At 55.7% G+C, this 14,221-nt stretch carries 13 protein-coding genes and 2 pseudogenes; 7 read left to right on the forward strand and 8 right to left on the reverse strand.

The genetic code is table 11. The features are described from left to right. Positions 1-449 precede the first annotated feature (449 nt). A complete protein-coding gene (locus FHS27_RS26595; protein ID WP_184308776.1) occupies positions 450-1,982 on the forward strand; it encodes a sulfatase family protein in 1,533 nt (510 codons plus the stop codon). Positions 1,983-2,245: 263 nt separating this feature from the next. Here the strand turns inward: FHS27_RS26595 and FHS27_RS26600 are convergent, their stop codons facing one another. Both FHS27_RS26600 and FHS27_RS26605 read right to left on the reverse strand, forming a co-directional pair. Beyond that, positions 2,246-2,599, reverse strand: coding sequence for a hypothetical protein (locus tag FHS27_RS26600; protein ID WP_184308778.1), 354 nt, complete (start codon positions 2,597-2,599; stop codon positions 2,246-2,248). 135 nt (positions 2,600-2,734) lie between these two features. After that, on the reverse strand, positions 2,735-4,033 hold the full coding sequence (locus FHS27_RS26605) for a hypothetical protein (RefSeq protein WP_184308780.1): 1,299 nt from the start codon (positions 4,031-4,033) through the stop codon (positions 2,735-2,737). A 252-nt stretch (positions 4,034-4,285) separates the two neighbouring features. On the opposite strand from FHS27_RS26605, the gene FHS27_RS26610 reads away from it, so the two are divergent. After that, on the forward strand, positions 4,286-5,617 hold the full coding sequence (locus FHS27_RS26610) for a carboxypeptidase-like regulatory domain-containing protein (RefSeq protein ID WP_184308782.1): 1,332 nt from the start codon (positions 4,286-4,288) through the stop codon (positions 5,615-5,617). On the opposite strand, the gene FHS27_RS26615 is transcribed toward FHS27_RS26610, so the two are convergent. After that, positions 5,560-6,162 carry a hypothetical protein gene (locus tag FHS27_RS26615; RefSeq protein ID WP_184308784.1) on the reverse strand — a complete coding sequence of 201 codons (603 nt, stop codon included), beginning with the start codon at positions 6,160-6,162 and terminating at the stop codon, positions 5,560-5,562. The genes FHS27_RS26610 and FHS27_RS26615 overlap by 58 nt on opposite strands. 192 nt (positions 6,163-6,354) lie before the next feature. Between FHS27_RS26615 and FHS27_RS26620 the strand changes: the two genes are divergently transcribed. The 3 genes from FHS27_RS26620 (at position 6,355) to FHS27_RS26630 (ending at position 10,367) form a co-directional block, all read left to right on the forward strand. Then, a complete protein-coding gene (locus tag FHS27_RS26620) occupies positions 6,355-7,440 on the forward strand; it encodes a calcium-binding protein (protein WP_184308786.1) in 1,086 nt (361 codons plus the stop codon). 251 nt (positions 7,441-7,691) lie between these two features. Further along, a complete protein-coding gene (locus FHS27_RS26625) occupies positions 7,692-8,330 on the forward strand; it encodes an RNA polymerase sigma factor (protein WP_184308788.1) in 639 nt (212 codons plus the stop codon). 66 nt (positions 8,331-8,396) lie between these two features. Continuing rightward, positions 8,397-10,367 carry a hypothetical protein gene (locus FHS27_RS26630; protein ID WP_184308789.1) on the forward strand — a complete coding sequence of 657 codons (1,971 nt, stop codon included), beginning with the start codon at positions 8,397-8,399 and terminating at the stop codon, positions 10,365-10,367. A gap of 36 nt (positions 10,368-10,403) precedes the next feature. Here the strand turns inward: FHS27_RS26630 and FHS27_RS26635 are convergent, their stop codons facing one another. Beyond that, the gene (locus FHS27_RS26635; RefSeq protein WP_184308791.1) at positions 10,404-10,958 is read right to left on the reverse strand and encodes a hypothetical protein; all 555 of its coding nucleotides are present in this window, start codon (positions 10,956-10,958) and stop codon (positions 10,404-10,406) included. Positions 10,959-11,165: 207 nt separating this feature from the next. After that, positions 11,166-11,387 (reverse strand): annotated as a pseudogene (locus tag FHS27_RS31235) (IS256 family transposase); the annotation flags it as partial. Between FHS27_RS31235 and FHS27_RS26640 the strand changes: the two are divergent. Next, positions 11,283-11,531 carry a hypothetical protein gene (locus FHS27_RS26640; RefSeq protein ID WP_184308793.1) on the forward strand — a complete coding sequence of 83 codons (249 nt, stop codon included), beginning with the start codon at positions 11,283-11,285 and terminating at the stop codon, positions 11,529-11,531. The pseudogene FHS27_RS31235 and the gene FHS27_RS26640 sit on opposite strands and share 105 nt — an antisense overlap. Before the next feature lie 441 nt (positions 11,532-11,972). On the opposite strand, the gene FHS27_RS26645 is transcribed toward FHS27_RS26640, so the two are convergent. Next, positions 11,973-12,884, reverse strand: coding sequence for an endonuclease/exonuclease/phosphatase family protein (locus tag FHS27_RS26645; RefSeq protein WP_184308795.1), 912 nt, complete (start codon positions 12,882-12,884; stop codon positions 11,973-11,975). A 214-nt stretch (positions 12,885-13,098) separates the two neighbouring features. After that, positions 13,099-13,263: a hypothetical protein gene (locus tag FHS27_RS26650; protein ID WP_184308797.1), complete on the reverse strand. Its 165-nt coding sequence runs from the start codon at positions 13,261-13,263 to the stop codon at positions 13,099-13,101. A 140-nt stretch (positions 13,264-13,403) separates the two neighbouring features. Here FHS27_RS26650 and FHS27_RS31240 point away from each other — a divergent pair. After that, positions 13,404-13,871, forward strand: a pseudogene (locus FHS27_RS31240) (ECF-type sigma factor). Between the two features lie 9 nt (positions 13,872-13,880). Here the strand turns inward: FHS27_RS31240 and FHS27_RS26665 are convergent. Further along, complete coding sequence (locus FHS27_RS26665; protein WP_184308803.1) at positions 13,881-14,138, reverse strand: hypothetical protein; 258 nt, start codon at positions 14,136-14,138, stop codon at positions 13,881-13,883. Positions 14,139-14,221 lie beyond the last annotated feature (83 nt).

Below are 14,221 nucleotides of genomic sequence, written 5' to 3' on the forward strand. Positions count from 1 at the left end.
CGCGTCATCGCATCGTCACCAGTAAGATCGCTCGAATCTTGCAAAATCTTTGCCTATATAAGTGGATTTCATTCGTACTGTTAGAGAGGGTCAACACACACGCGACTCTCAGTAGACCATTCGGCATTGAAACCTGCTCTGCCATTCGCCGGTTTAACCTGCTCTACCATTCGGCAGGAAAACCTACACCGCCCTTTGAGCGATGCGCGCACACAGCCCGAGCACCATCGACTCAAGACGCGGCGATGCAAATCACAGGCCGTTCGTTGTCAGACACACGCCCCGCCGGGATCGTCCAACGCAATGCGTTGCCCCGGCTTCCCAATTCGCAGACTCACCAATGCCTCCCTTCATCAAGATACAATGACGCCGGTCGAGTGAACCCTTTCTCACGGTGGTCCACTTTCCTGCCGATCCCCATTCCCACCTGATTCCCACGCCCCACCATCATGATGATTCGCTACCAGCCTCGGATTCGTCCTTCGTTCCTGACTCCGCCTCGAACATACCGTCACCCCCAAAACGCTGCGACTCGTGCCCTGTGGGCGTTCAGTTTGTTTCTCGTGTTCGGTTCACTATTCGCACCTGCCCGAACAGTTGATGCCACCACGCCTCCCAACGCGTTGATCATCTTAGCCGACGATTGCACGTTCAACGATTTGCCGGTCTACGGCGGCGTGAATGCCAAGACGCCGAACCTCGATCAATTTGCCACCGAAGGCATGGTATTCAATCACGCCTATCTCGCCGAGGCGATGTGCCAGCCCTGCCGCGCGGAACTTTACACTGGGCAGTACCCGATGCGAAACGGTTGTGCATGGAACCATTCGTCTAGCCTCAGCGAAACGCAAAGCATGCCTCATCACTTGGGCAAAATCGGATACCGAGTCGGCTTAGCGGGCAAAGTCCACGTCGCACCTCGCAAAGCGTTCCCGTTCGAAAAAGTCGACGGCTTTGAACCCGCCTGCACGCACAACCCCACTCGGCCCCATGACCTATCGTCGGTGCGTGAATTCATCACACGCAGTGGCGACGAACCTTTCTGCCTCGTCGTTGCGTTGGTCGACCCGCACGTGCCGTGGGTGATGGGCGACGCGTCGAAGTACCCGCCCGCTGAACTGGAGTTGCCGCCCAACATCGCCGACACGGAACTGACACGCGAAGCGTTCTCACGCTATCTCGCCGAAATCACTTACATGGACGGCCAAGTCGGCGAGCTGCTCTCGATGCTCGACTCCACCGGCCACACCGATGACACGTTGGTGATGTTCTCATCCGAACAAGGCTCACAATTCCCGGGCAACAAATGGACGAACTGGGACACAGGACTGCATACCGCGTTGATCGCGCGATGGCCGGGCGTGGTTCCACGCGGCGTCCGCACCGATGCGTTGGTCCAATACGCCGACGTGCTCCCCACCCTCGTCGACGTTGCCAGCGGTACGGTCGACACCGATGCTTTTGATGGCACCAGCTTCCTGCCCGTGCTCAAACAACAGACCGACACGCATCGGCAATATGTCTATGGCGTGCACAACAACGTGCCTGAAGGACCTCCCTACCCGGTTCGCTCGATCAGCAACGGCACCTACCGCTACATCCGCAACCTCAGCCCCAACAATCTCTATATCGAGAAACACGTGATGGGCACGCAGCACGAAACCAACGTCGCTCGTAACTATTGGCGCACCTGGGTTTGGGACTCCACGACGTCGCCGGACATCTACAATCTCGTCCTTCGCTATCAACATCGGCCCGCCGAAACACTCTACCACACCGCCAGCGACCCGTATGAAATGCAGAACCTAATCGGCTCCGATTCCACGGCATCGATTCACCAGGAACTCAGCAGCGAACTCGATCGTTGGCTCGAATCTCAAGGCGACCCCGGCATCGATCAAGACACCATCGCCACCCACCGTGCCGCGAAACAAGGCAACCACCTCTACCGTGCCCCGGCGGCCAAATCAGATTCGAATTAGCGATGCGTCGTCGATAAGAACGGGCGGCACGAGCAGCCTTGCGAGTAACTTCGTTCTGCATACGAGCGAGGTTCGCCAGGACCTGATCCACCGCCGAGCGACGGTGGCTACAACCAAATGGAAATGCTCTAGCGCGGGCGGATTCAGAAGACGTGGAAATGCTTTCAACCATCGCGAATGCGGATCGGCTTCTGGCAGACCTCCAGCCCAGCAGACCTCCAGCCCCAACCGCGACTGACGCTTGAGGCACCAAAGCAATCCGCCTATCGGCTCGCGATCGTATAGCCGCTCCAGTAGTCCGGTTCCGACTTGTCGGGAAAGTCTCCGATAGGCGCAACGGGATCGTCGAACTGATGCTGCATAGGCAAAACTTGATACGGCACGAGCGGAAAATGAAAAGTACGTTCGCGATCCGCATCGATCGCTTGGTGGGATGACCTGAATCCGAGGGCTCGAGACATCGGAAAATCAAAAAGCGCCCCCTCGCAATTCTCCGACTCTGCCGCGGGCTTGGGTGCGATGCCGTTTATCCAATCAGCAGCAGAAGCAAACCCGGGCGACAAAGCGATCACCACCATCAAAACGCCTGTATTCAGTTTCCCTGTATTCAGTCTCATCGTACACTCCTTGTAAGAACGCGTGAAACTCGAAAATAGCGACCCAGCCCCCCCCGACAGATCAGTTTCGCCTTTTAATGAACTCTCGTCGAAAGTGGCAAAGCGGCTTCGTTCTTATCGAGCCGCGTTGGCAGTTCAATAGGCCGAAAACTCAGCTTTTGTGTCTAGCAAGATCGCCAAAACATCCTCTCGTTCCCTCGTCGATAAGTGGGCGTATTTCTCTCGAGTGTCTTTCCCCTGGAGCACCTCTCTCAGCCGACGATACACGGCGTCGAGCAACGGTTGTGGAAGAGCGTCGAACGATTCAGAGTAGATCAGATAACTACAGCGATATCGAAAAACGGTCTGTTGTAGGTTCAACTCTCGCAACGAGCGGCCACTGCGATCATGGGGGCCACGTTCAGAAAACGCTTCTGCAAATCCGCTCGTCCCTGACACCGGCTCGCTCAATTCGACTTCGCCAACCATCAATACCCCGTCAACCAAACGTTCAGCGATTTGATCCAAAATGATTTCATCCTCGGCTGACAACCCAAGCGATTCCTGTCCCCTTTTTTGACTCCTTTGCTCCGATCGATGAATCATGATTCGTGCTCGATGGTTGGACTCGGTGAGCAAATTATGCATCGAAACTTGATGCTGCAAAACAAGCAGCGCCACCAGATCGCTGTGCGGCGACAAATACTTCGACACATCGAACCACTTCGACAAATCAACCACATTCCCATTACCGTGGTTAACCTCCCCGCTGACCTCGTTACCCCGATCGATCATCAGGTTCCCCAAATGCGATTGATTGCCATGTCGACCGCTGACGAACCAACCCGCCCAACGTGTTTCGATCGGTCCGGCCGCATTGGGCAATATCGAATCGGAAGGGAACATCCGATCGCCATTTCGATTCACGAACACCGATTGCATCATCAGCCCGGGAACTCGTCCGGTGTCACTCGACGCGTGACAAAACAAACACCGCTCCGTCTTGCGAACAACCTGAACCGGCGTACTCGGTTGCGATTGATCGACGGTGTAAAAAACGGTTCCTAACAACGCATCCGTCGATGCAATCTCGATCGTTTCGGCACCGGGAATCCACGCAACATAGGTATCGTCATTGAAGTAAATCGCACGTGGATTGGCGGACGAGATCAGATGCCGCTGGAGGCTCGTTTTGGAAAACACGAGCGTCTGTGACGACACCGGAATTTCCAATTCGGTCAACAGCGAAACTAAGTATCCATATTGAGTGTCGCTCGCGAGCGTGCTCTCGCCGCGTTCAATACGCTGCTGCAACGCGGATACAGGATCGGTCGCGGTTGCCTTGGAATACTCGATCGGGCGCTGCTCGTACGACAACTGAGCAGCAGCACGGTTGCCTGCCATGCCAATCACTAACGTCACGAAAACGATCGTACTCGATGGCCACGTTTTCATGCTGACGGTTCTCAGTCTAAAGGATGGATCAAAACGATATTGTATTAGGAAGATCATTCGGAAACGACATTAATTCTTGCGCTGCGATCACTTGCTGCATATCACGGGGCATCGGTCGCTCTCATTTTCTGCCACGAAACGCAACCACCGGGAACAGACGTTCCTCAATGCTCCTCGATTCGCGGGATGCTATATTCCCAACCCTTATTCGAAAGTACTACCGCGACCTATCAAACGACGAGAACGAGAAACATGAAACCGCTTCCGCTCTTTCGACTTGGACTCCTCTTCTTCACGTTGATCACGGCATCCACGTACACTCGTCTCGCGGCTGAAGAGTTCACGCTGCGTGGAATCGTTCGCGATACGAGCGACAATATCTTGCCGGGTGTGTCGATCGAAGTTTCCGGCTCGGAGGTCGCAACCCGTTCCGATGAAGACGGGGCGTTTTCTCTGGCGATCGATTCCTCTGAATCAATCCGGTTGGACTTGTCCAAGGATGGGTATCTCGCCAAACAAATGCTGATCTCGCAGCTCGGCAAACCAATCGAAGCCACACTCGTCGCGAAGACCGATGACACCGGATTGATACGACTGATCAAACCGATCTCAATGTCACACAGTCTGGGTGAGATCCGCCGTGATCGTGCCAAATACGAGAATCGAGCGATGGACGAGAAACTCTACCAAGAGATCGTCGAACGCTATGGTGAAAAGCCCGCCGAGGAAGCCGCATTCCGAATCTACCTCCCTCCACGCGTCCCCACGATCAATGGGTTGTTCCTGATTTCAGAACACGGCGTCGGTGGCCCGATGATCGAACATCCTCTCGTCAGAGAATTTGCGGACCGACATCACTTGGCATTGATCGGAGTCCTAGGAAACGCGATTCAACGGGGAATCTTTCCGGCCAGCGTCTTGGATGAAATCCTGGTCGACATCGCCCAACAAGTGAACCATCCCGAAATCGCGTCGGTTCCGGCATTCACGTTCGGACACTCCAACGGCACGGGGTTCTCCGCGTCCTACGCCGCGATGCGACCGGACCGAGTCATCGGCTGGGTTTCGTTTCACTCCGGCGGCAGTTGGCATCTTGTGTTCCCCGGTGTCGAGAAAGTCCCAGGGCTCGTGATGCACGGAAACCAAGATAGTTATTTCGATCAAGGACAGACGGAAGCCGTCGAGAGCCTTCGACGCGAACGTCAGGCGCCGATCGCACTGCTGGTCGACGGTGAGTCGGGGCATTGGCCTCGCAACCGAGAGCACACCTTTTCGTTGGTACTCGCGTTCTGCGAATCGTGCCTTCGCATCCGCTTAGCGGCCACCGATGAAATTGACAGCGACAAAACGTGGAACCGCTCCGAATTGCAACCCGCGGTAATTCAATCGGGCTGGCTCGGCGGCGCCTATGATCGCTCCGCCGGCGGAATGCAAATGCTCGAAATTGCTCGCTTTGCGGACTTCCCAGGCGACCGAGATATAGCCAACTGGTTACCCGACGAATCCTTCGCCAAGGCCTGGCAAACCTATGGAGCCACTGGGGCTCCGTTCACAGCACCTGCTAGTGCCCCGCTCGCGGAATAGCAACGCAGCCCGACACGAACCCGCTCATCGGTTGCCGGATTCTCAAACCAGACGACGCCCCACCCGCCGTTTTCTTCGGTGGTGGAGATGTCGGTGTCTCCGTCGACATTGCCATTGCCATTGAGATCGAGGTCGAGATCAACCAGGTGGGCGTTATCGATCTTCTTACCCGACTCCGGGCCGGGCACGTCCATCAAGGTGCTCGTCCAGTCACGCGGGAACATGCCGTCGCCTGTCAAAGTCAGATACCAAAGCTGGGCTTCGTACTCTGGAATGATCACGATTTCGGGATGACCGGAATCGCCGTTGATCTCCATGATCGCAACGCCTTTCGGTTTGCCCTCTAACTTCACACTTTCAGGAAGGGTTGGCGCCGGCACGGTGATCTTTTGGTACCGCGGTGATCCGGCGTCATTGGTGCGGATGTGAGACTGAACGTGCTCACCAACAACAAACCCAATGCCGTTATTACCCGCATCCAATTCAAAGCTATCGTTCCATTTGCATTTCCGTGGGCTCTTTCGTTCGCCGCGGTTGTAAACCAAACGCGATGATCTTCGATTCGATGATGGCCCTCTTTTTCAAGACGGCACGAACCAAAACGGGGCGATTCGTTTCCTCTTTCTCTTATTTCGTGAAATTTCCGTACGACGTGTAAGAAAGGAGGCAACGCGTGTCACTAACGGGGTGTTCGGTGTCCGAACCGCTTTTCATCCCCCGTTCTGAGGAAAAACAACATGCCCCACATCGCTCGCAGCAAATGTCGTAAACCGATCCCGAAAAACTCACGTCGCCGGTTGCTCTACCAGACCTTCGAAGATCGACAGGTACTCAGTGCCGTCGGTGTGCTCTCCGATGGTGTTGTGAACATCCAAGCGAATGATCAAGACAACAACATTTCGGTTCACACCGTCCGCGAAACTCAAACCCTCGTCGTGACTGTGGACGGGCGAGTTGCCGAGTTCCCAAACGCCCGTGTTCGGCACCTTCAGATAAATGCTGCGGGCGGCGACGACATCGTAACGATCGATGACAGCGTTCGCCAAACGACGAGCATCCGCGGCGGACTCGGCAACGACGTGATCTTCGGCAGCAAACAAGCCGATCGAATCGCCGGAGGACCAGGCTACGACACGATCCACGCCGGGGCCGGCAACGATTTCATCTCGGGTGGGGCCGATGGCGACTATATCGAAGGAGGTGATGGAAACGACAGAATCAAAGGCAACGCCGGAGTCGACATTCTGTTTGGTGGGGCGGGCAACGATCGGATCGAGGCAGGCGACGGCGACGACTACGCCATCGGCGGGTCCGGCAACGACGAACTGTCCGGTGGCGATGGCGACGACTGGCTGTTCGGCGACGCAACGAACAGTTACCCGGAAGGATACGTGGATCCGGTCGAATACGCTCGCGATTTTTCGGACAGCAACCGTGGCCACGACGTGATCGATGGTGGTGACGGCAACGACAAGATTCTCGGCGGCCGCGGTGATGACCTTCTCTACGGCGGCGCCGGCAACGACATGATTCGTGGTGGAGCAGGCGACGACGGCATCCGAGGCGGCAATGGCGACGACGAAATCCACGGTGGCATCGGCGACGATAAACTTGGCGGCGGTGAAGGAAGCGATGAAATCAATGGCGATGCGGGCGACGACGTCCTCATCGGTGGTGCCGGTCGGGATCGCCTCAACGGCGGTGAAGGGCGTGATCAAATCAATGCCCGCGACGGCGTCGTCGATTTCATTCTCACCGACGGATTTGACGATCTTCGCGTCGACCGATTCGATGTAATCGCGATCCACGTCGACGAAGATTGACGTATCACGAAACCAACGCCGTTCGCTCGGTCAACGCGTGCCCCAGCATCGCAAGGCAGAGCAAACAAGGCTGAGCGAACGGGCCCCCATCAACTGCTCGCGACAACATCGACCGACACAGGCAGGTCACGTGATTCCAGAATCGCCGCGTCTCCGGTATCCACATCGTGTACCATCGGTTAACACCGCGAGTGAGCATTGTTTTCCAATCGCGGTTCTAAACCCTTTGATCGAATTCCAGGCCTATTAAGTTGCAGCGAACCAGGTCCGCCGGCTGCACGGATGTCGACGCGCCAACCTCACACGACGAAGATCGTGCGTTGGTGGATCGACTGCTGCGCGGTGACGCAATCGCTTGGCAAGAGTTTGTCTCACGTTTCGGACGGATCGTTCGCAGCCGGGTTGCCGACGTCGCGGTGGCGTTCGGCAAAGGCAATGACGATGATGCCGTTGATGACGCAACCGCTGACGTGTTTGCCGTCATCTTGGCGAACGATGCCGCGGCACTGCAGGCATACGAAGGCCGCTCTGCGTTGGTGACCTACCTCGCGGTGATCGCCACCCGCTGTGCGACGCGCGGGTTCGCTCGCAAACGTATCGACGTATCGGACAACGAGCAAAATGAGTCGCTCGAATCAGCGGCAAGAGGCGATGATGAACCCGTTCGGCGAATCATCCTCAAAGAACAACAGCAACGATTACTCGAAACTCTCTCCGAACTGCCTGAAAAGCAACAACAGGTGGTTCGATTGTTTCACCTCGAGAGTCGATCCTACACCGAAATTAGCGAACGGTTGAACATGCCGATCGGGTCCATCGGCGTGACCCTACGGCGTGCCGAAGAACAGCTCCGACGAAAACTCGAACCTGATTCGTTCGACTCATCGTAGATCGCTCCAACGCGGCCGCGCTAACCAAGACAACACCAACCTTCGACTGACTGAAACCTCTTTTTCGTGAACCAACAAACGCTCCTCGAAACGATTCACCGACACCTCAGCGATTCTCGCAGAGATACCGAACCGGTGCGCACGCTGAGCGAAATCGTATGTTTGGTTGCAAACGACATTCGTCAACAAACGCCTCCCGGCGATGTCCGGTCACAAATCATTCCGATCGGAGTGGTGACGGCGTTCGTCGATGGGAACGTTTCGGACGACGAAGCTCAATGGGTCCTCAATGCTGTCCAAGTCGACAACAGCGTCATCGCTGAACTGGTCGCAGCCGTGAAGGCGAAACAAGAAATCCAAACCGAAACGACGAGCATTTCCGACACGCTCAGCAGTCGTCTTCTAAAAATGGGGCCACCAACGGTCTCCGCAATCGGTGGCATCGACACGCGTTCAAACGCGGACGCGGCAAGCGACACGATTTCGCAGCCGATCACGTCAACGCTCCCCGACGTTCAACCGATCACTCGCTCGAATCCTCGATCTCGATCACCACTGAAGTGGCTCGCATTGGCAATTGCCGCAACTGCGGCTGCCTGGTTGGCGTTTATCTCGATTCGTCCGAGTAACGAGTCTTCGTCGCCTGAAAATCGAATCGTTCACAGCCCTGGCCCCGATGTCGAACGCCTCCCTGAAACGAACGACCTTCCCAACCCCGAAACATTCCCCGAAGAACGTAGACGCGAATTCCAAATCGTCGAGTCTCCTCCTCCGGTTGATCTCGCCCCAACCGAAACACCCAATCCTCGACCGTCACTCCCGGCGGCAATGGATAACCAACGCAACACCGACGACAAAGTTGCCGCCACGCCTGCGTCCCCGACTCCCTCCCCCATTCCCGCTCCGACTCGGGAGGTCACCCCATTTAACCAACTCGTTTGGACTCGCATCACGGGCTTGGCTGCGACTCAGCCGGAGGCCCCCGAAAGTCTTGATTACGGTCGTGGTGAAAGATGGTCTGCTCTCGAGGAGTCCATCACTTCGATGGGTGATGCGCGCGAGCGCACCTCCCTGAACGTGGTGACGTTGCCGTTGTCGCGCGCCGAAGCCAAAGTTCAAGAAAACGGGCGTTTGGTCCTCGCACCGGACTCGCAAATCGAACTGCGACGCGATGCCGGTATCGCTGCCGTTCGACGTGACGCGTCCTGTGTGATCGATGTCCTGCACGGATCAGTCGCCTTGGCCGACATCCTTACGGGGACAGTCGTTGATGTGCGTGCGGCCAGTCAACCGATCGCGAAACTGCGTTGGGACACCGACGGTTCTGTTGTGATCGGTTTCCTCCCTGTCGGTTTTGCTGTTGAAGTCCATTCTGGCACCGTGTCGATCGATGACGATGCCTTCGAAGACAGCTTGCTGGTCCTGTCGACGCACGACAAACATCGCGTCGAAGGCAACGCGAAACGGATGCCGGGCTGGGTCAATCGCCCGATCGACACGATCCCCGTGACAAACGTCGTGCTCGCTCAACTCTCAACGTCGAAAAACATGCTGACCGACATCGCAGGGCAAACCAAGCGACTCGCGTCGCTGCCGAACAGGAACGCCAACGACGCACGAACGCTCGCGACTCTGGCGATGTGGCAGGCATCGCTGTCGAATCAAAACCTCGCACGCTTGTTCAGCCGAACCGAACCCGAAGTCCGAAACCCCGCATTCGCTCGATTGATCGAAACGCCCGCCTGGGACGCTCGCTACGATGCGATTTGGGCTGGAGTCAGCCGCATTATGCGTTCACCACGCACTACTGCGCAAGTCCAACAAATGTGCGAGAACCTACGCCAAAGGATCGGATTAAATTCGAACCAAATTGATCTGTTGTTGACCGGGCTCGCCGGACCGTCACTCGCACACCGTGCAATGTGCGACTATTTGCTGCGCAGTAACTACGGAGGCGGGCCGCCATTCGACCCCGCCTGGACCGGCCAAAATCAAGTGCGAGCGATCAGTCTATGGCGCCGCGCCGCAGGCAGGTAACACCGAACGCCCCCTGCATCCAGTCAATCCAAACGGCTAGGCCGCAGGCCAGAAAAAGGCGAAGATCAAACCAGTAACCGCGGCGTACACGACCCCATCGAGAATCTCCATCGCGATCCGTCGCTTGAACCAAAACACGTGCGGGAAGTGGGCGGCGCAGTGTGTCAGCAATCCCGCCGTCGCCACGAATTGAATCACTTTCCCAAACGGTGCCCCTGGAGCCAACGCGAGAGAAGCGAGAGAAGCGAGATATCCGATTACGAATGCGGACACAAAAAAGAACGCAATCGTTTTCGCGATCGCAGTCCCCATGTTAATCGGCGCGTCCCACAGGATCAACGTCCCCGTGCACTTGGCTTGTTTGCCCTTAAACGCTTCCGATTTCATCTCATCGGGACGGTCACAAAACGGCAGCATGTACTGCCCGGGCGGAATTTTTTCTAAGACCACCAGATCTTGAAGCTGATCTTCCGACGGCAATTTCGTCCACTCAGGCTTGTGGTGTGGAAACACCATCCAATTCAACGTGCTCAGAATATGCGTTGCCAAACCAGACAAAAGAATCGGCAACCAAAGATCAAAAACGCTCATCAGAAAGTTCCGAGGTTAGGAAGGGGACTCTTGTCAATCTCAACCAAATACAGCGTCATAATCTAGCCTCCTGCTGCCTCCATATATAACGCCCTGATCGAAGTGAAAAGGGGATGTCCCGTTAGTTGTTGAAACTCGCAATGGTCTCTGTGGTAAAAACGTAGGTGATCGGGTTTGAGTGAGCAACAAGCCCCATCTCCTTGAGCTCGGTTTTGGTTCAGGTTTCGCCAACGCTACCAACAGATGTGGTAGTGAGTTGCATCCAGTGATCCCGCGGAAGACTTTCTCGGCCTCCCGCAAAACGCATAAAAGCCATCGGCTTGCTTGGTCCGCCTCTGCCCGAAAACGCGTTACACGGTCGAGCTTGCGACCTGTCGTGCGGAACGAGCTCTCGATCGCATTGGTGATCAGCAGGTAACGAAGAAGCGTCCGTTCGGCAGTCGCTACTGCTTACAATGCCATCCCCCGACCCAAGCGATCTTAGTTGCCGCCGAAGCAACGATGGACTTGTTGCCGGACGTCGAAGATGCGTTGGACGCCGGGGAACAATCTGCTGACGCAGGCCTTGTATGAGTCGGCCGAAAACACAGCCTTGAATGCCACGACGATCGCATCAAAACCATGCTAAAAAAAGGAGTTTTCGAGGAACCGAGTGTTCCAGCCAGCTTTTTTCGCTTCTGCTTCAGGCTTCGCTTCGTACTGTCCCGTTTAGGCAGGGTTGTCAGGTAGCGTCTTCTTCAGTGTGTTACGGATCTTGCGAGCAGCTTCTTCCGTAGGGACCGGTATCAAATCGAACGCTGCCGACGCGTCAACACTTGTTGGGTGGCACCCAGGACAGATCACGTTGGGATCTTTCACCACACGTTTGTTTTCGAAACGCCACTATTTCCGAAACGCCACTTGGACACCCGATAGCCAAAGAAAACGCAAACCGAGCTTCGACGGGTTTGATCGTTGCTATCGTTTCGTTGAGTTCTTAGAAACCTTTCGAATCCACGTTTGATGTCCTGGACATCACTGCGGCGATTCAGGCTTGACTGGCGTTTGTCGCAATATCGCGGTCACGGGGTAATGATCCGACGGGGTCCGTCCATCACGTGACGTGCGATCGATATTCGCCGCGAGCACATCGATACCCCCGGCCACGGCGATCCAATCAATTCGAGAACCGTCGACGACGCCGGCGCGAAAACCTGAAAAGGTTGCTTCGCCGGGCTGGTCCTTCGGTGCCACCTGTCGATACGTGTCGGTGAACAGGCGAGGGCGAGGTGAATCGGATCCCGGTGGACGACGTTGTGATTTGTCAAACAGCCGTTGGTATGGCAAACTATCCACAGCGGCGTTGAAGTCGCCCGTCAAGATAATGTCACACCCCTTGCCGAGCACCGAGGCCGTTTGCCGGATCAGCTTGGCCGATTCTTCGCGAGCCTCTTTGCCCTTGTGATCGAAATGGGTATTGATGAACAAGATCGGTCGATCAAATTGGCCGCGTCGGTCTTTCAGTCGCACCCATGACGCCATCCGTGTCAAGCTGCTGTCCCAGGAAATACTACCGGTCACGTCTGGAGTTTCCGACAACCAGAAATGTCCTTCGTCGAGCTTTTCGAACCGTTCGGTTTTATAGAACAACGCCGTCATTTCACCGGTATCGCCGCCGTCATCGCGTCCTACACCCAACGACGTGTAAGCGGGCAATTTTTCGTTCAGATAGTCTTTTTGAAATCCCAGTGTTTCCTGGGTGCCTAATAAATCGGGAGAAAATACTCCGATCGTTTCAGCAACAAACTCTTTGCGTTTGTCCCAATGGTTGCCGCCATCGCGGGCGGTCCCATAACGGAGGTTGAAACTCATCACGCGCAGATCATCCGCAACCACCGACATCATGGGCGAAACGATCAAGAGCAGTAGACACCAAATTCGATTCATGATTGTTGCACTGTTGTGAGGTGCATTCGCCCGTTCACACATCAATCTACTGCGGGACCGACAAGAAATGCCTTGTCGGATTCGTTCTTCCAATGAAAACGATCTTGGAAATCCGACGGGGTGAAAATGCGGTTGGATCCGTCTTCCAGCAGGACAGTATAAACCAAGTGAGAGTCGATCGCTTCACTGCCGCGATAATGACCGTTCGCTCCAATCACAACCCACTGGTCTTCAGCAACGTCGCCAAACAGCACTGGTAAACGCGTTGAAAACAACCATCGATCACACGCCGCCACTGCAGATTGTCCATGGCCAACAGGCCACGCATCGTGGTCGTCCCCGGATCGCTCGACGAATGTTGCGAATCGGATGGAAACAATTGGAGTTCCCTCAGTCCTTTTCGATTTGAGAAACGCGTTAGAATGCGTACGCGACGGCTTGTGTGGCCCGCCAGAATCCGCAAGGGGATTCGGTGTTGATCGTGACGTAAAAGACAGATAGTAATCGATGACCGACCACATGGAACTATCCATCACTCACTGGTTCACATCGCTTCGCGAGCGAGATCGGGACGCAAAAACCGTTTTGTACGAACACATTTTCCCTCGCTTGGTCCAGCTCGCTCGGCAACGCTTCGATGCAGATCGTGATCCGGCGCAGGGTGCTGACGCAACAGCATAGAGCGTTTTTAAATTGCTCGCCCATGGAGCCAAACGGGGCCGGTTTGATGGCGTGGCCGATCGCGATGACCTGTGGCGACTTTGGGTGTTGGCCACTCGTCGCAAAGTCATCGACCAAACTTGCAACCGACAGGCGATCAAACGTGGTGGCGGAATGACGGAAACACCATTATCAGCAATCGTGGAAACCTTGGCGGCGACTCCGGATGCGATCATGGCAATGCAAGAAAAAATGCACCACCTGCTAGTCAACTTCGCGACGACACGTTTCGACCAATCGCTCTGGACCGTTTGGCGGGATACATGAATGGCACAGTCATTTGCGTAACGACTTGTTTTCAAACGAGTTGTCTCCTTTGGCCGAGCGGGCACGCAATTCTTCGTGGGGTTGCATCATCAAGTTGTAGTTGCTGCCGCGTTTCTTTCGCACACGCGGTTCAAACCGACCTGGCCTCCTGATAACAAGGCACTTGCCAATCTGCTCAATCCGGCCGCAACAGTACTGGCGATGCGCCATGCCCGTCTTTTCGAGAACGACGTCCCAGGCTGCAAGAAAACGGCCAACAGCTGACATCGCTTATCCCTCGTGGCTTCACACCGGTCCCCAAGCTCCACCAAGGGCCGTCGTCTGGATCGCGTTGCATGCAAGCATCGTTA

It is taken from the genome of Aporhodopirellula rubra (assembly GCF_014192335.1).
In the GTDB taxonomy this organism is placed as follows: domain Bacteria; phylum Planctomycetota; class Planctomycetia; order Pirellulales; family Pirellulaceae; genus Rhodopirellula; species Rhodopirellula rubra.